This is a genomic window from Lysinibacillus sp. fls2-241-R2A-57 (assembly GCF_030209535.1).
Lineage (GTDB): Bacteria > Bacillota > Bacilli > Bacillales_A > Planococcaceae > Lysinibacillus.
The window spans coordinates 35,888-53,800 of the sequence record NZ_JARVRU010000076.1 but is presented as its reverse complement, the minus strand read 5'-3'; the positions used below and the strand labels follow the sequence as shown (position 1 = coordinate 53,800).

Sequence of the window (17,913 nt, the reverse complement as noted above, 5' to 3'; positions counted from 1 at the left end):
ACTATTTGGGCTTTTATCGAAAAACAAGCTCTTTCTATCAAAGAAATCAACCACAATAGTTAAGATAGCTTCATACTTTTAAGTACGTAATTTAAGATAAACTTAAGATTTATCCTACCTTTTTCTTCATTAGTTTTATTTATAATATTTTAAGTAAAGAAGAATAAGGGAGCAGTTAAGAATGAAAAAGCGGGTCTTTTTATTAATTTTCGCAATATGTTTAGGTGTGACAGCCTTTAAAATAGTACCGTTCTTTCAAGGTGAAAAAGCCTATAATGAAAATGGTGTAGTGGACGGTAATTCGTCTTCTGAAAATATGAAAAAAGTAGAAATTCCAGAAGAACAAATTTATCAAGGAAATTTACTTTTGGTTAACAGTAAGCACCCAGTTCACAATGAAAGTATAAAATCAGATATCATCAATTTAAATGCTCGTGATGAATTGGTAAAAGGATACAGAATGTTTAATAGCGAAATATATTTATCAGAAGATATAGCACGTAAATTTTCGGATATGGTTCTTGATGCGGGAGAAGATGGAGTTTCTAGTTTTTTAATTACGAGTGGTTTTCGAGGATTTGATGAGCAAACTAAACTTTATGAACAAATGGGTTCCAATCGTGCCTTGCCAGCCGGTCACAGCGAACACAATTTAGGTTTATCGCTTGATGTGGGAAGTACCCAAGGGAAAATGGAGATAGCACCTGAGGGAGAGTGGATTGCAAAGAACGCTTGGAAATACGGGTTTACGCTACGTTATCCAGAGGATAAAACGGACATAACGGGAATTATGAATGAACCATGGCATATCCGCTATGTCGGTTTACCACATAGTGCGATTATGAAAGAAAAGAATTTTGTTTTAGAGGAATATTTAGACTATCTAAAAGAAGAAGAACATATTTCTGCTACTGTAAATGGTCAAGAATATGAGGTCTTTTATTATCCTGTTACTGAAAATACCACTATTAATGTGCCAGCCAATCTTCGTTATGAGGTATCGGGCAATAATACGGATGGTGTGATCGTGACAGTATTTCCAGATAACGCGTAGAAACGAAGGTGCGGAAGAAACCGAACGAAATTGATGAACAGTATTATGGTACAGGCACTATTTGCCTTTATGTGTATGCATTATTGTTTAGCTCGATTAATTTCAGAGGAATCTGGGAAACCCGATGTTATCTTGAATCGGTTGTTAAAATCATATCCACCTATGATTTTTTCACAATATTTCACATCGAAAAAGCGCAAGAAATCAACTTTTTTAAAATTGATTTCTTGCGCTTTTTTAAGTTTTAATCGGTTATGTCCCAGCCACTTTGTGCGTTAAGAAATGGGATTAATCCTGTATAACCCCTACGACCTTTCCAATTGTAATAAAGGTGAAACACCATATAAAGGCACCAATCGCAGCAAACGTAATATATGTTTTTAATCTCATTTTGCCGATTCCCGCAAAGTAACAGGTTACGTGTCTGAAACCGGGAATGAAGTACCCGAAAACAAGTGAGAACGGCCCGTATTTCTTCATCCACCTTTCTACTTTCATCATTCTCTTCTCTTTCAGCCCTATCCATTTTCCATATTTCGCTATTAAAGGACGACCAGCTTTTCTTCCGATTAGATAACTGATCATCATCCCTATAAGCGCTCCTGCAAAACTAACGAAAATAGCAAGTTCATAATTCAGGACATGAATATTTGTAAAATAACCGACAATTGTCATTAGGACTTCATCGGGTATCGGCAATCCAACGATTCCAAGAATCAACATTAAAAAAATTGCTAGATACCCATAAGATCCGATTAATTCTTGAACTGTTCCCATCTTTCCACCTCTGAATTTTCAACCGCAAGTCTTTTAAAATGTGGAAACTTAATTGTGCTCACCATCAAATAAGAAAGTACACATGTGCTTACTGCTAATACGATTGAGTTATTCATGAAACTTAATATAACAAGACATATTCCTGCAAATGGAATCGGCATTCCAATGAATGTTGGAGACTTGCTGTGACGAGCATTAAATCTGGAAAGGCGAATCGCACCACAAGTGCCATATGCCAGCGTACACAAAATCCCAATATACGGAATACTATACAATGCTACATTGTAAGCAAGCATAGCCGGAGCCACACCAAACGTGATCAAATCAGCGAAAGAATCAAGTTCCTTCCCAATATCCGAAACGGCATTTAGCTTACGTGCGACCATGCCGTCGAAAAAGTCAAGAAACATACCAACAAAAATGAAGAACGCTGCTGTATAGAAATCTTGAATAAACAAAGAGCGAATAGCAAGAAGTCCGCAAATAAAGTTTCCAATTGTAATCATACATGGTATATGTTTCACAGTATAATAAACCTCCTATTCATTCAAATCAACACAATGGATAAAAAACAGTCTTACAGCTCACCTTGAAAAATAGAATTTTCATTCGGTAAATGTTTTTATAGCGACAGGTACAAATGTTTTTTGTAACGTAAGTGAAACGTCAGTTACAAATGTATTTTGTACCGAAAGCGTAGCGACAGGTACAGAACAATCCCCCCTGAAGGTGGTGAGACTCCACAAACTGCTAATTATATTGTGAATGGTATTTAAGTACACGATAATACTAGGTAAAGGGAATTGTCTAGGTCCACAAAGAGAATAACAACAGGTACAATTGGGGTTTTCATTGTTCCGAAGGCTTCCCCCACTTTTCTAATTATTCCGCTAAGTTTTCTGTCAATTGTTTTTCTTTCCACACAAATGTAATACCGATGCCAATGACCATAATAACAGCAGAGAAAAGATAAGGATAGTGGACGTTTACGTCAAATAGTACTCCACCTAACATTGGCCCAATGATATTACCTAAGCTCGTATAGGTTGAGTTCATTCCAGCAATAAATCCTTGATCTTTACCGGCAGCTTTTGATAAATACGTCGTCAATGCCGGACGAAGCAAGTCAAATGCAAGGAAGATAAGGCAAGTTACCACCAACACTGCCCAAAATCCAGAGATCACGGTGGACGCAACCGCCAATATTGCACCTGCAATTAAACATAATTGGATCAATTTCTTTTCACCGAGTTTATCTACCATTTTTCCAAACATAAATATTTGTACAATAACACCGAAGATTGCGCTTATCGTAATAATGGTTGCGATGTCCTTCGGTGTGAAGCCGAATTTATGATCAGAAAACAGACTAAAAACAGTTTCATATGCAGACAAGCCGAAAGCTAGTACAAATACAATGATAAATGGAATGAAATAAAGCGGACTAAGTGATTTTTTTAAATCGTTTATAAAGTTTGTTTGTTTTGTTTTAGCAGAAATTTCTGCAAGCTGTTCCTTTGTAAGCGGCTCTTTTAAAATAAATATTGATAAAATGCACGCTACAAAGGCAATAGCTGCCGCAAAGAAGAAGGGCATGCGTATACCGTATTCTGCAATAAACCCTCCAAAGCCAGGCCCTATAATAAAGCCAGTACTAATGGCGGCAGAAACATAGCCCATCGCTTTTGGTCGTTCCTGAACTGATGTAATATCTGCAACATATGCAGTAACACCTGGTATAATAAAGGCGGCACTAATTCCCCCTAACATTCTCGATAAATAAAGCACCGATACATGCGTGCCTAAACCAAAGATAAGTTCTGAAATACCAAAAAGGAATAAACCGATTGTGATGATGTTCTTCCTGCCATAACGGTCAACCCAACGACCTGCGAGTGGTGACATAAGTAGTTGTGCCATCGCAAATACGGCAATAAGATAACCCATCGTTTTTCCTGATAATTGCATGCTATTCATAAATGACGGCATAACTGGAATGACAAGACCAATTCCAAGAAAAGCAATGAATACATTGCTTAGAAGTATAATTAATATCGACTGTTCTTTAATTGTTTTCTTCATGTATCAACATCTCTTTCTATAAGAATCATTGATGTGAAATATCTCTAACTGTCTATGAGGCTTCTAATTTTTTACATAGAATGGGTTCCAAATTAATTTGTATTTTGTACAAATAAACGTTTCAATTGTTTACGGAATCGGATAATAGCTACAATTATAATAACACCAAAAACAATCTCCCAGACATGTTGTCCCATCATACTAATGACAGAATGCATTTTATCACCTAACCAGTAACCACCAATTAAGAAGAACGATACCCAAAACAGAGCACCTGAATAAATTATTATTGCAAAACGGCGAAATGATAAATTGATTATTCCTACAAAGTATCCAGTAAAATGACGTACGCCTGGAATGAAAAACCCAATAAAAAGCAGGAAATATCCATATTTATCAAACCACATTTTCGTTAAATCGATTTTCCTCTGTGTTAAAAATACATACTTTCCATACTTTTGTATAAACGGCATACCTAGTTTATTACCTAGAAAATACTGAATCGTCATCCCAACACTTGTCCCAATAAACGATAGTATAATTAATATCGGTAAGTTTAAATCTCCCGTATGTACTAAATACCCTGCATAAACTAATGTTGGCTCCCCTGGAAATGGAAAAGCGATATATTCTAACAGCAAACCAACTAATACAACATAGTATCCATACTGTTGAAATAATTCATAAATCCATTCCATGTCATCTCTCCAAAGGTTAGTTTTTTCATCGTAGATCTCCCAATTTCTTATCAATCATATTTGGTGTTTCCCGTTCATCACGCTTGAAATCTGAAATAGAAACTTCAATATCTAAACGCTTTTGCAATCCTACTAATAAAGATTTGTACCTGAAAGAATGAAAGATGCTTTCTTCAAATAACTGTACATCTAGGTTTTCTTTGGCTCTTCACCATAACGTGTGGTTGATTTCCGTTCCGACTGGGCGCTTTGTTGCTGACGCTTCGCTTTCGCACAGATAAAACAATTGTCGCTGCCGCTTCGCTTTCGCGCAGTTAAAACATATGTCGCTGCCGCTTCGCTTTCGCGCAGTTAAAACATATGTCGCTGCCGCTTCGCTTTCGCACAGAGCAAAGCTTCCAAGGGGCGTCCGATGAGCCGCTTAGGCCTACACGATGTAGGTCACGAAGGCGTTATCACAGGACGTGATGCTCTTAGCCTTCGTTCCTCTACTTGCTCGCTCCAGGGTCTCATCTGTGACGCTAATCCCCAAGGAGTCGCCCAGCTGTAACGAAGATCAACTACATCAAAAATGTCATCCACAAATTTTGGTGATGAGCCTTTTCTTTTACAATATCGTTTTCAGAGACGATTAGGAGTGATCGAGATCAATCTTTTTAAGCTTTCCATCTCTGAGGAATAATGTTATACGCACAAAAATTTCAAGCTGCAGAAATAAACTTTTACTATGTAGAACTGCACACTGTTTAAATATTTCTCATCCTATTTTGCAAATTTTAATTCCATCTGTAATTACTCCATAGCTTCTTGTGTTAATATTTTTAACATTTTTTCAAATTGTTCTATTTCCTCTGCGGTACATCTTTTTTTCAAATTTGTAATCATATTATTAATATAATTATCATTCAGACAGTAATAGTCCATAAATTTATCTGTTACTTGAAGGTAATATACACGTTTATCTTTTTCGTCATTGAATTTTGTAAGATATCCTTTTTTTATCAATTTATTGATTCTATACGTGGCATTCGGCTGTGATATATTAAAAAACTCTGCAAGCTCGCTATAGGTAGGGTTTTTTAAGAAATATACAACTTCAAGGGATGCCATTTCTACAGCACTTATATTTTCAATCTCTACTGTTTGGTTGTGAGATGCATTTTTATAAAAATTCACAGCAAGTTTCATATACAAATCTTCAAAGAGTTCATTCAACACACTTTTTCTCCTTTCTGCAATAAACTTAAAATATTTTAATTAAAATATTTTAAGTTTATACTAAATCAAATAATCTTCATTGTCAAATACTATAAAAAAACAGGCGTGTTGATTAGGAAAAAATAAGTTTATTATTGATCGATGAAAGGGTTTTTCTTGTTGCTATTTAGTATCGAGCCCCAAAACAGAATCGCTAAAGCTACTTTCGTTCGTTTTATAGGAATACTTTGAAGATTTATCGAAACTAAATCGCTCTTTATCGAAACTATTTGAGCTTTTATCGAAACAAAATCTTATTTTATCGAAACTATTTGGGCTTTTATCGAAACAAAATCTTATTTTATCGAAACTATTTGGGCTTTTATCGAAAAACAAGCTCTTTCTATCAAAGAAATCAACATCAGGGTGGATAAAAATGGTTAATCAACACACCTGATAAAAAAACTAATTAAATACTGTAAAAAACGAGGTTCAGGTAATGAGATCAGGTTAGCGAGTAACCTGTAGCGGAAATCTATATTAAAATCAATGTTTGTGAACAACTTTAATCAAAATAAGTAGTTAAATTTCATTTTAAAATCAAAATAAAACAACCTAGCCTTCTCTCCTTAGAAAGGGGGCCAAGTTGTTTTTTATTTGACATTCGTTTCTTGGTATTCATGTGTTTAAATGGTTACTCTCCAAACGGCCATTTTGGTAGCATATTTGCTAATGGCTTATCTTGGCGTTTTCCTAATACATAGTCAGCCTGCATAATTGTATGAATTTCACGTGTACCTTCATAGATGACCGGTGCTTTCGAGTTACGTAAATAACGTGCGACTGGGTATTCATCCGAGTAACCATATGCCCCGTGAATTTGTACAGCATCATCCGCAGCCTTATTGGCAAAATCACAAGCCTGCCACTTTGCTAATGATGTCTCACGCGTATTGCGCACACCTTTGTTTTTTAACTCACCAACACGATATACAAGCAAGCGACTCATTTGATAGCCCGCTTCCATTTTGGCAATCATTTGCCCTACTAGCTGATGCTCACCAATAGGTTTTCCAAATGTTTCGCGTTCATGACAGTATTTCACGCTCGCCTCGATACATGCTTGAATGAGACCTACAGCACCAGCTGCTACTGTAAAACGGCCATTATCTAGCGCAGACATTGCAATTTTAAAACCTTCTCCTTCTTCTCCTAGACGATTCTCTACAGGTATACGTAGATCTTCAAAAAAGAGCTCACCAGTATTACCAGCACGAATACCATATTTTCCTTTAATGGCCTTCGATGTAAAGCCCGCCATGGAACGCTCTACGATAAAGGCGCTAATACCATGATGTTTCTTCGATTTATTAGTGTAGGCAAAGACGATAAAGTGGTCAGCTATATCACATAAAGAAATCCATGTTTTCTGCCCATTTAATACGTAAAAATCTCCATCCCTTACGGCGGTGGTAGACATTGCGGCTACATCTGATCCCGCTCCAGGCTCCGTTAAACCAAACGCTCCAATCCGGATCCCCTTCGCCTGTGGAACAAGGTATTGCTGTTTTTGGGCCTCAGTCCCCCATTGCATTAAGGTCATACTATTCAAGCCTGTATGAACTGAAACAGCTGTGCGAAACGCTGTATCTCCACGTTCAAGTTCTTCACAGACGATAGCAAGCGCATTGTAATCCATGCCACTGCCACCGTAATTTTCTGGTACACAGACACCCATTAAGCCAAGCTCAGCAAGTCTTGACCAAATCTTCGGATCGAAGCCACCTTCAGCATCCCACTTCGCAATATGTGGAATGATTTCATCATCCACAAACTGCCGTACTGTTTTCCGTAGCATTTCCTGCTCAGTGGAAAATTCGAAATTCATGACCACGCACCTACCATTTCACGATCATTGCAGATTTATGAGATGTTTCCTTAATGACAACACCACGTTTTGCCATCTCTTCAATATAAGTATCGCCCGGTACAACTGATTCAGGCGCAAATACACCGCGCTCTGTAATTTTATCTTCACCAATCATTTGTGCAACGACTGAAATTGTATTTGCTGTTGCACGAGCCATAGCTGTTTCATTAATCGTCATATCTTTACGCACAACCATTTCGTATTCATAAGTCACTTGTTGTTGTGCTTTTTCACCCGCTACAATAACACGTAGTAGTACTGCATCTGGTTTTGTACCAAGCTCAAGCTTCTTTTTAAGTGCTTCACGAACTACTGCACGCACAGGAACTTCCTGTTCTTCTACCTCTACCTTATTACTAGCATCAAGGAAGCCTAAATCTGCTAATAGCTTAAATTTCTCTGCATGTCCCTTATAACGAATTGTTTTATATTCTAATGTGCGGACATTTGGGAATGTCTTATACAATGTCGATATACCGCCAGATGTATAAAATGCCTCAAGCACACCAAAACCATCGAAATAAATAGGTTCAACACCTGATAATGATGGAACTTCTTGTAGTTTTCCTTTTTGAATCGTCTTTGATGGCTCTGTATAATGATCAAAGACACCATCTAAAGAAAACACTCGTGTATAGTGAAGAGGTGGCTTCGGCTCTGTAGGAATACCGCCTACAAAAAGTTTAATAGATTCTACCTCATCTAATTTCGAAGCACCATAACCTGCTAATATGTTGACCATACCTGGGGCAACACCCAAATCTGGAATAATCGTTACACCTTTTGCTTTCGCCTCTTCGTTGAGATCTAATATTTTTTCCGTTACACCACCAATATGACCACCTAAATCTACGGAATGAACACCAGCCTCAATTGCCGCCCTTGCTACACGCTCATTAAAGGAATAAAATAATGCATTAACGACTACATCACCTTTTGAGATAACCGCCATCAGCGAGTCATCGCGCTCAGCATGAACCTCCACAACCTCAACCTTATCAGTATTTAACGTGTCCACAAAATCTTGCGCTATTTTTACGTCTATATCCCCTAAAAATACACGCTCTACTTTGCTATTTTTTATTAAATCACGAGCTACCTCTTTCCCCATCAAACCTGCACCTAATACAACAACTTTCATCAAGAACATCCCCTTTCATTGATCTGTTACTCTGTATCGATTTGTGCTCTTTGTAATTTACCGCTATAGTCTACATAAATACTTTTCCATTCTGTATAGACATCCAAAGCAGCTACACCTGAATCACGGTGACCATTCCCCGTACCCTTTGTACCACCGAATGGTAAATGGATTTCAGCACCCGTTGTGCCTGCATTCACATAAACAATACCTGTGTCTAAATCTCGTTGCGCGCGGAAAATCGTATTAACATTTTGTGAGAAAATTGAACTTGATAAGCCAAATTTTACGCCATTGTTTACTTCGATTGCTTCATCCAAACTTGCTACTTCAATTAGAGAAACGACCGGGCCAAAGATTTCTTCCTGTGCAATAATCATGTCAGGCTTCACATTGGTAAATAGTGTAGGCTCATAATAAAACCCTTTATCATAAGGAGGCTCAGATAAAATTCTACCTCCAGCTAATAATGTAGCCCCTTCCTGTTTGCCGATTTGCACATAGTGATTAATTTTTTCCAATGCGGCTTTATTAATCACAGGTCCGATTTTCACATCTTCATCTAGCCCATCTCCAATTGTCAGCTTTTGCATTTCGTCTAATAGACGTTTTTCTAATTCCTCTCTTACATCTTTATGCACAATAACCCGACTACATGCTGTACATCTTTGACCAGCAGTGCCAAATGCACTCCATAAAATCCCTTCAGTAGCTAGCTGTAAATCGGCATCATCCATAACGATGACTGCATTTTTTCCACCCATCTCTAATGAAATCTTTTTCAGGTGTTTACCACCTAGCTCCGCCACTTTACTACCCGTTGTTGTAGAGCCGGTAAATGAAATGACCTTAACATCTGGATGTTCAATTAAAGCTGTTCCAACTGTTGGACCTGTACCAAAGACAATATTTGCTACTCCTTCTGGTAAGCCAACCTCTTCAAAAATTTTGCCCATTTCATACGCCATCATTGGTGTCTCATTAGACGGCTTCCAAATGAACGTATTGCCAGCAACAATTGCAGGGAACGACTTCCAAGTGGCAATGGCTACAGGGAAATTCCACGGAGTTATTAAACCTACAACTCCAATCGGTGCCCGTACACTCATGGCAAATTTATTAGCTAGCTCAGAAGGTGTTGTCTCCCCAAATAACCGTCGCCCTTCACCAGCCATATAATAAGCCATGTCTATCCCTTCCTGTACCTCACCTCTAGCTTCTTCAATAACCTTTCCCATCTCTTTTGTTAAAACGGTCGCCAAATGTTCCTTCTTCTCTTTCATTTTTTGACCGATGGCATATAAATAGTCAGCACGTTTAGGCGCAGGTACTAATGCCCAGTTTCTTTGTGCTTGTTTGGCAACCGCTACCGCTTCATCTACCTCACTTGCCGTAGAACGCGGTATGACAGCTAGCTGCTCTCCATTTGCAGGGTTGGTCACTGCTATACTTTGTAAATGTGAATGTGTTACCCATTCACCACCGATATAGTTTTTGATTTCCACTACAAACACCCCCTGAAATTTCTATGATGCCTCTGCCCCGTTGTTACCAGTCACATTGCCTGCAGACAGATATCATCTATTACTCTATCTATACAGAGAATCAATTATACCTCGGCATAATTGTGTCCAGATTTGTCTTTGCTTTTGCACAAAGAACTCCCTTCCAAATCCGCCAGAGTAAATATGTCAAAATTTCGAATTTTCAACAAATGACAATCTGCAGGGCATGCTTTCGGTTTAACAACGTCGATGACAATCGCCAGAGACTTTATTTTCTTTTAGCTAAACACGGATGTAGGGTCACTGATGGAAGTCTTTTGTGAGCATTGGAGAAACAATCACAAAAATCTTTAGCTAAATAAAAAATACACATTCTAGTTTTTTATATTCGACATTTCCTAGCTTATTCCCTTTTTTTCTAAATTAAATAATTATACATTGAAACTAATGTGAATTATAATCGTATATATAACAAAATTACTTTTTTTGGAGGAATCCTATTATGAATAATCACGAAATTGACTACAAATTATATGGCGATGATATGCAATACGTACAAGTTGAGCTTGATCCACAGGAAACAGTGGTAGCTGAAGCTGGAGCTTTAATGATGTTGGACGATTCCATCCATATGGAAACGATCTTTGGTGACGGTTCAAATGGAAGCCAAGATAGTGGTCTTATGGGGAAATTATTTGGAGCTGGAAAACGCCTAATTACAGGTGAAAGCTTATTTATGACAACATTTACGAACGTTGGTTCAGGTAAACGTCATGTATATTTTGCTGCTCCATACCCTGGTAAGATTATTCCAATGGATTTAAGTCAATTAAACGGAAAAATCATTTGTCAAAAAGATGCATTTTTAGCTGCCGCAAAAGGAGTTTCTGTTGGTGTAGAATTCCAGAAGAAAATCGGTGTAGGGTTCTTCGGTGGTGAAGGCTTTATTATGCAAAAGCTTGAAGGAGATGGCATGGCTTTTGTACATGCAGGTGGAGCAATTCACGAAAAGACTCTACAACCTGGTGAAGTATTACGTGTTGATACAGGTTGCTTAGTTGCTATGACATCCGATGTAGATTACAATATCGAAATGGTTGGTGGCGTAAAAACTGCATTGTTCGGTGGTGAAGGTATCTTCTTCGCTACATTAAAAGGTCCAGGTAAAGTTTGGATTCAATCATTACCATTTAGCCGTTTAGCAAGCCGTGTCTTCGCTGCAGCACCAATTTCTCAAGGCGGTGGCGGTCAATCTAGAGGTGAAGGCGGTATCGGCGGTTTATTTGATATGTTTAATAAATAATAGACGCATTTCTACTAATGTTCATAACAAAAGGAGCTCATCTAGTTACGATGTGCTCCTTTTCTTATAGATGAATAAAACAATGGATTTCCACTACGGACAATCGTTTCCCTCACGCTTCGTGGCAAAAAGGCACCTCCATCTGTTATTCAGTGTGATTAATCAATTCGATTCGACGGAGCCTTGCCCTGCCCATATGCAATAAGAGCATTGACATTCAGCATCAGCATAGCAGTTCTAGTTTGAAGCGATGCACTACCGATATGTGGAAGTGCTATAACATTTGGCAACGTTAATAATGGATGATCCAGCGCAATGGGTTCATGTTCAAATACATCTAGACCTGCTGCCCACAGCTTACCACTTTTCAAAGTTTCATAAAGTGCGTCCTCCTCGATAATGCCACCACGCGATGCGTTGATTAACACCGCGTCATCCTTCATTATAGCAAGTTCCTCTGCTCCTATAAGACCTACCGTATCATTATTATAAGGTGTCATAATAACAACAAAATCCGATTGCTTTAAAAGTTCCTCTAACGATACATACTGAAATCCATACATTTCTTCTGCCTCATGGCGACGTCTACGATTGTTATATAAAATTTTCATATCGAAACCTTTTGCTCGTCTTGCAACAGCCTGGCCAATACGCCCCATGCCAATAATTCCTATAGTAGCTCCTGAAACATCTTTACCTACTAATTGCATTGGATACCAGCTTTTCCATTTACCCTCACGTAAATATCGTTCGCTTTCTGGTATTCTACGAGCAGTCGCAAGCAATAATCCCATGACAAAATCAGCAGTTGTATTTGTTAAAACTCCTGGCGTATTTGTGGCCATTATTCCGCGCTTACGCAAAGCATTAATATCAATATTATTAAATCCAACTGCTAAATTGGTCACGAGTTTTAAATTGGGTGCGTGTAATAATAACTCTTCATCGACTTGGTCAGCAAGCGTTACCCACAGTACTTCACAATCTGCGGCAGCTGCCAATAGTTTTTCCCGCGGTATAACAATTTCCTCCTCCTCCCATTGTTCGATATCATAATACTCTTTTAACGGCTCAACTATATGCGTCGGGAACTTACGCGTAATAAATAATTTCTTTTTCATATTCCGAACACCCCTCTAATTAATTCGCCTATAGCGTAACACTTAGCACGCGCATTTTCTAGGGATTTCTTATCTTTCCATGTGTGATTCTATCCCTTTACAAGCTTCATCCGTCTATTTGTTGTTTTATCCTTCTAATAAGCGACTTTATCCTATTTATAAAAAAAAATAAAAACTAGGCTAATCGCCATAACGTGAGGTTGAGTGCCGTTCCGACTGGCGGCGTCCGATGAGCCGCTTCGCTCCAGAGTCTCATCTGTGACACTAAATCCCCTTAACAAAATGTCATCCTCAATTTTAGAGAATAAGAAAAAAAACTATTTATAATCACTAAAAACCCCTGATTGTCGATCTAAACGATTGGCAACTTTCTCTAATTATTCTAAGGATTCTCCAATCGATTCTATGATATTTACCAATTCCGTTATTTGTCGTCCAACATTTCGAAAGTTCGAGATAGAACCGTTTACTGAGCCACATCTTGCTTCGAATGCTTTCAAAGATTGTGCATTTTGCTCAATACTATTGCTCACCAGTTCTTGTATTTCGTGGGCTCATCACCAAAACGTGTAGTTGATTTCCGTTCCGGCTAGGCACTTTGTTGTTGCTGTCGCTTCGCTTTCGCACAGATAAAACAATTGTCGCTGCCGCTTTGCTTTCGCTACAGAAAACATTTGTTGTTACTGTCTCATTTGCCGCTGACGCTTCGCTTTCGCGCAGATAAAACATTTTGCCGCTGACGCTTCGCTTTCGCGCAGATAAATCATTTGCCGCTGACGCTTCGCTTTCGCGCAGAGCAGAGCTTCCTGGGCGTCCGATGAGCCATTTCGTGGATTGTTTGGACAACATGTGGGATAAACAAAAAAGCCACTCTTTCTTTAATAGAAGAGTGACTTTCTAATTTACATAAAAATAATGAAAGCTAGTACAGCAGCTAGTACTAAACGATAAATAGCAAATGGCTTTAATTTCACTTTTGAAACAAGTGCTACAAAGAATTTAATAGAAAGTAATGCAAAAATAAATGAACTGATGAAGCCTACTACATAGAAGCTAAAATAATCCATAGATAGCGTATCCCAGTTTTTCAGTACAGATACTAAACTAGCACCTGCCATAATTGGTACTGCCATAATGAAAGTAAAATCAGCGGCCACACGGTAACTCATACCACATAGTACACCACCAGATATTGTTGCACCTGAACGAGAGAACCCTGGCCAAAGTGATAAACATTGTACTAAACCTACTTTAAATGCTAAACCATAAGAAATCTTATCTAGCGAATCCACTTTTGGTTTTTTCGGTGCAAATTTATCTGCAATAAGCATTAAAATTGCCCCAGCTATTAAAGCATAAATAACATGCTCTACTTTAAATAAATGATCATCGATAAAATCTTTAAATGCAAAACCTAATACAGTTGCAGGCAACATGCCCACAATAACATGCATTAAGTTGAAGCGATTTTTCATCGAAGTAGATTGTCCTTCGATTTTATATAGCCCCACTAAGCTTAACATTCGTTTCCACATCACAACGACTACGGCTAATATAGAACCTAGTTGAACAACAATTTTAAATGTATTTGCGGGATACATCCCTAAAAACTCCTCTGTCTTTAGCCACATATCGTCCACAATAATCATATGACCTGTCGATGACACTGGTGCAAACTCTGTCAACCCTTCGACCATACCTAAAATTAACGCCTTTAATAACTCTATGATATCCACATCTTCACCTTACCTTTTATTAATTAAATATCCACATATAATAAAATACTCTTTTTCATGTACATTGGCTATAGTCTTCAGCTGTGAGTAGACAACATTTACTCAAAAAATATAATTATAGCTGTTTAACATCAAACTGTCTAAACACTAGCCTCTACCTCATCATCATAACGTGTGGTTGATTTCCATTCCGACTAGGCGCTTTGTTGTTGCTGTCGCTTCGCTTTCGCACAGACAAAACCTTGTTGCTGTCGCTTCGTTTTCGCACAGACAAAACCTTGTTGCTGTCGCTTCGTTTTCGCACAGAGCAAAGCTTCCTGGGGGCCCCCAAGGAGTCACCCAGTCTCCACCCCAATTAACAATATTCCCACAACTTTTGGTGATGAGCATAACTACTACCGCCTTTATTATTTAACGGAAATTGATATCTACCACCCATAATTCAGAACGGCTACCTATTCGCATTGGAGGACCCCAAAAGCCAAAGCCTGATGAAACAAGTGTATGCATTTTCCCCTTCCTCTTATAACCATAATCAAGCTCAAATACACGAGCCGTTATATACTGATTGGGCCATAATTGACCTTTATGCGTATGACCTGACATATGGAAGTCTACGCCCATTTTGGCAGGCGTTATTAAATCATTTGGGGTATGATTCATTACAAACCAAGGTAAGTCATCTGTTAACTTCAATGCATCTAGTTGTTTTCTATCCTTGTTTGTAATATCCTCTTGGCCCGTTAATATTAACGCATTATCGATTCTAATAGTTTCGTCCCTCATAATCTTTACATTTGCGTTTTCCATCTCTTCAACAAATTCAGATATTTTCTTACCGTAATATTCGTGATTACCAAGTACACCATACACTCCGTATGTAGAAGTTAAATGCTTCATCACATCTGCCATTCCCTCTTGAACAAACCATTTGGGATCATCATCCACAATATCCCCAACTAAAAAGACGATATCCGGCTTTGCTTCATTCGATAAAGTAACAAAGCGCTGTAAATGTTTTTTATGTGATAGAACACCTAAATGAAAATCTGATGCCACTACAACTCTCAACGACTCTAGCTCACTACTCTTTTTATCCATCGTTATTTCTAAATGACGAACAACAGGAGAATAGGCTAAATAGGAGCCCACAATACTTAGTACAAGCAACATTGCAACTGCTATACTACCAATTATCTGTACACTATTAAAGGGACTTAGCCAAATAATAATGTTTGCTCCCAAACAAATCAATAATCCATATTCAAAAATGAACATCCAGTAATTACTAATAATTGAAAACGCTCGTAAAGACTCATGCAGTCTGCCAATAATAATACTAAATGCAATGATATACAGCACTAACCAATATAAAATTGGGTAACGGAACCATTCCATTGCCACAAGCCATTGCCTTAATCCCCAACCTAAGTAAAAAGTTAACGCACTATATATACTTATTAAAAGAATTCCACCAATTACTTTAGGCATATCTTAGTCCTCCACTTTCATATTTTCTTAATCGATTATAGCATTATACTTAACATTAATATTTGCATTAAGTACTTTCACTATTCTTCTTATAGAAAAAAATAGAGGAAAAAAGGATACCAATTGGCACTTTATATCAAGTGTACATCTTCCTTGTAATTCAATCGTATGATTTACATGACAATCTCTACTAGGAAAGTGACAATTTTGTAATCTAGGTGATTACTTACCACTTTAGCTATATTAATGATTGTAAAACGTAGCGAGCGAAGCGGCAGCGACAAATGTTTTATCTGTGCGAAAGCGTAGCGGCAGCGACAAATGTTTTATCTGTGCGAAAGCGTAGCGTCAGCAACAATTGTTTTATCTGTGCGAAAGCGTAGCGACAGCAACAACAAAGCCCAGTCGGAACGGAAATTAACCCTACGTTATGGTAATGATCCCCACTTTTTTGATTAATGTACTTTAATTTTTTCCATTTTTTCAGTAACATAATAATAGCAAGAGAAAATTTACGCATTTACGAGCGAAAAAGGGGTGCTGTTTCAATGACAAGATATAAATTCGAATCAACAGAGCATGAGTTATTTCGTAAAACCTTACGTAAGTTTTTAGTAGAAGAGGCTGAGCCACACTATCCACAATGGGAGAAAGATCACCTTATTCCACTTGAGTTTTGGCGTAAGCTCGGGGAAATGGGTTATCTATGCCCTCAAGTAGAAGAGCAATACGGCGGTCTCGGGCTCGATTTTAGCTTTGGCGTTATAATCCAAGAAGAGCTTGAGCGTGTAGGTTCGAGCCTTATTGGTATTGGTCTGCATAACGATATTGTCGTGCCTTATATTGAGGCATACGGCTCACATGAGCAAAAATCACGCTGGCTGCCGAAATGTGTTACAGGCGAAAACATTACAGCAATTGCTATGACAGAGCCAGGCACAGGTTCAGATTTAGCAAACATCAAAACTACTGCTATTCGTGATGGCGATCACTATATCGTCAACGGACAAAAAACATTTATTACAAATGGTATTCATACAAATTTAGCGGTCGTTGCTGTCAAAACAAATCCTCAGGCAGAAAAAAAACATCGTGGCATTAGCCTTCTTGTGATTGAGGACGGGACACCAGGCTTCACAAAAGGCCGCAAGCTCGAAAAAGTCGGAATGCACGCACAGGACACAGCTGAGCTATATTTCGAGGATTGTCGAGTACCTGTAGAAAATCTCCTTGGTGAAGAAGGTAATGGCTTTATCTATATGATGGAAAAGCTACAGCAAGAGCGTTTAGCAGTAGCCATCGCTGCACAAACAGCTGCTGAGGATATGCTAGCCTTAACGATTGATTATGTAAAATCACGCGAAGCTTTTGGAAAATCAATTAGCGACTTCCAAAATACACAATTTAAAATAGCCGAAATGGCAACAAAAATTGAGCTTGGCAAATCATTTTTAGAAACTTTAATAGAAGAACATATCGCAGGAAATGATGTTGTAACAAAAGTTTCAATGGCAAAATACTGGATAACGGAAAATGCACGTGAGCTTGCTGTCCAGTGTATGCAATTACATGGTGGCTACGGTTATATGGAAGAATACAAGATTGCTAGAAGATATCGAGATATTCCCGTTATGTCCATTTATGCAGGTACCAACGAAGTCATGAAAGTGATTATTGCCAAAAATTTAGGCTTATAACTACGCACTTTAAGGTAATAAAGCATGGCTCTTCGGCACAACGAGTGGTTGATTTCCGTCCCGACTGAGCGCTTGTCCGGGGGCATCCGATGAGCCGAGATGACGGATTGAACAACCACAATCGTGGATAGAACCGCAAAGCCGAGAATGGCCCCGCCAAACGACGGATTGATAGACCGGA

General features: G+C 38.3%; 16 protein-coding genes and 1 pseudogene. 3 read left to right on the top strand and 14 right to left on the bottom strand.

Translation table 11 applies throughout. The features are described 5' to 3' along the window. Positions 1-181 precede the first annotated feature (181 nt). Positions 182-1,054 (top strand): VanY-A/VanY-F/VanY-M family D-Ala-D-Ala carboxypeptidase, encoded by an 873-nt coding sequence (gene vanY, locus QRN68_RS13400; protein WP_285397394.1) that lies wholly within the window; start codon positions 182-184, stop codon positions 1,052-1,054. Between the two features lie 288 nt (positions 1,055-1,342). On the opposite strand, the gene QRN68_RS13395 is transcribed toward vanY, so the two are convergent. The 9 genes and pseudogenes from QRN68_RS13395 to QRN68_RS13355 all read right to left on the bottom strand — a co-directional run bounded on the left by QRN68_RS13395 (position 1,343) and on the right by QRN68_RS13355 (position 10,384). After that, positions 1,343-1,831, bottom strand: coding sequence for a DedA family protein (locus tag QRN68_RS13395; RefSeq protein ID WP_285397393.1), 489 nt, complete (start codon positions 1,829-1,831; stop codon positions 1,343-1,345). Further along, positions 1,810-2,355 (bottom strand): CDP-diacylglycerol--serine O-phosphatidyltransferase, encoded by a 546-nt coding sequence (pssA, locus tag QRN68_RS13390; protein WP_285397392.1) that lies wholly within the window; start codon positions 2,353-2,355, stop codon positions 1,810-1,812. Before pssA ends, QRN68_RS13395 begins: the two co-directional genes overlap by 22 nt. 358 nt (positions 2,356-2,713) lie before the next feature. Further along, the gene (locus QRN68_RS13385) at positions 2,714-3,913 is read right to left on the bottom strand and encodes an MFS transporter (protein WP_285397391.1); all 1,200 of its coding nucleotides are present in this window, start codon (positions 3,911-3,913) and stop codon (positions 2,714-2,716) included. A 92-nt stretch (positions 3,914-4,005) separates the two neighbouring features. Then, positions 4,006-4,611, bottom strand: a complete 606-nt coding sequence (locus QRN68_RS13380) for a DedA family protein (protein WP_285397390.1) — start codon at positions 4,609-4,611, stop codon at positions 4,006-4,008. Between the two features lie 25 nt (positions 4,612-4,636). Next, positions 4,637-4,813: pseudogene (gene dltC / locus QRN68_RS13375) on the bottom strand (D-alanine--poly(phosphoribitol) ligase subunit 2); the annotation flags it as partial. Positions 4,814-5,403: 590 nt separating this feature from the next. Further along, positions 5,404-5,829 (bottom strand): MarR family transcriptional regulator, encoded by a 426-nt coding sequence (locus tag QRN68_RS13370; RefSeq protein ID WP_285397389.1) that lies wholly within the window; start codon positions 5,827-5,829, stop codon positions 5,404-5,406. Between the two features lie 673 nt (positions 5,830-6,502). Continuing rightward, positions 6,503-7,696, bottom strand: coding sequence for an acyl-CoA dehydrogenase family protein (locus tag QRN68_RS13365; protein ID WP_285397388.1), 1,194 nt, complete (start codon positions 7,694-7,696; stop codon positions 6,503-6,505). 10 nt (positions 7,697-7,706) lie between these two features. After that, a complete protein-coding gene (locus QRN68_RS13360; protein ID WP_285397387.1) occupies positions 7,707-8,879 on the bottom strand; it encodes a saccharopine dehydrogenase family protein in 1,173 nt (390 codons plus the stop codon). A gap of 26 nt (positions 8,880-8,905) precedes the next feature. Continuing rightward, a complete protein-coding gene (locus QRN68_RS13355; protein ID WP_285397386.1) occupies positions 8,906-10,384 on the bottom strand; it encodes an aldehyde dehydrogenase family protein in 1,479 nt (492 codons plus the stop codon). A gap of 502 nt (positions 10,385-10,886) precedes the next feature. Here QRN68_RS13355 and QRN68_RS13350 point away from each other — a divergent pair. Continuing rightward, positions 10,887-11,687, top strand: a complete 801-nt coding sequence (locus tag QRN68_RS13350; protein WP_285397385.1) for a TIGR00266 family protein — start codon at positions 10,887-10,889, stop codon at positions 11,685-11,687. Positions 11,688-11,845: 158 nt separating this feature from the next. On the opposite strand, the gene QRN68_RS13345 is transcribed toward QRN68_RS13350, so the two are convergent. The 5 genes from QRN68_RS13345 to QRN68_RS13325 all read right to left on the bottom strand — a co-directional run bounded on the left by QRN68_RS13345 (position 11,846) and on the right by QRN68_RS13325 (position 16,035). Next, positions 11,846-12,808, bottom strand: coding sequence for a 2-hydroxyacid dehydrogenase (locus QRN68_RS13345; RefSeq protein WP_285397384.1), 963 nt, complete (start codon positions 12,806-12,808; stop codon positions 11,846-11,848). A gap of 522 nt (positions 12,809-13,330) precedes the next feature. Next, entirely contained in the window at positions 13,331-13,657 is a 327-nt protein-coding gene (locus QRN68_RS13340) for a hypothetical protein (RefSeq protein ID WP_285397383.1), read from the bottom strand. Between the two features lie 53 nt (positions 13,658-13,710). Continuing rightward, positions 13,711-14,544: an undecaprenyl-diphosphate phosphatase gene (locus QRN68_RS13335; protein WP_285397382.1), complete on the bottom strand. Its 834-nt coding sequence runs from the start codon at positions 14,542-14,544 to the stop codon at positions 13,711-13,713. Positions 14,545-14,709: 165 nt separating this feature from the next. Further along, positions 14,710-14,934 (bottom strand): hypothetical protein, encoded by a 225-nt coding sequence (locus QRN68_RS13330; protein WP_285397381.1) that lies wholly within the window; start codon positions 14,932-14,934, stop codon positions 14,710-14,712. Between the two features lie 21 nt (positions 14,935-14,955). Next, entirely contained in the window at positions 14,956-16,035 is a 1,080-nt protein-coding gene (locus tag QRN68_RS13325; RefSeq protein WP_285397380.1) for a metallophosphoesterase, read from the bottom strand. Positions 16,036-16,583: 548 nt separating this feature from the next. On the opposite strand from QRN68_RS13325, the gene QRN68_RS13320 reads away from it, so the two are divergent. Next, positions 16,584-17,732 (top strand): acyl-CoA dehydrogenase family protein, encoded by a 1,149-nt coding sequence (locus tag QRN68_RS13320; protein ID WP_285397379.1) that lies wholly within the window; start codon positions 16,584-16,586, stop codon positions 17,730-17,732. Positions 17,733-17,913 lie beyond the last annotated feature (181 nt).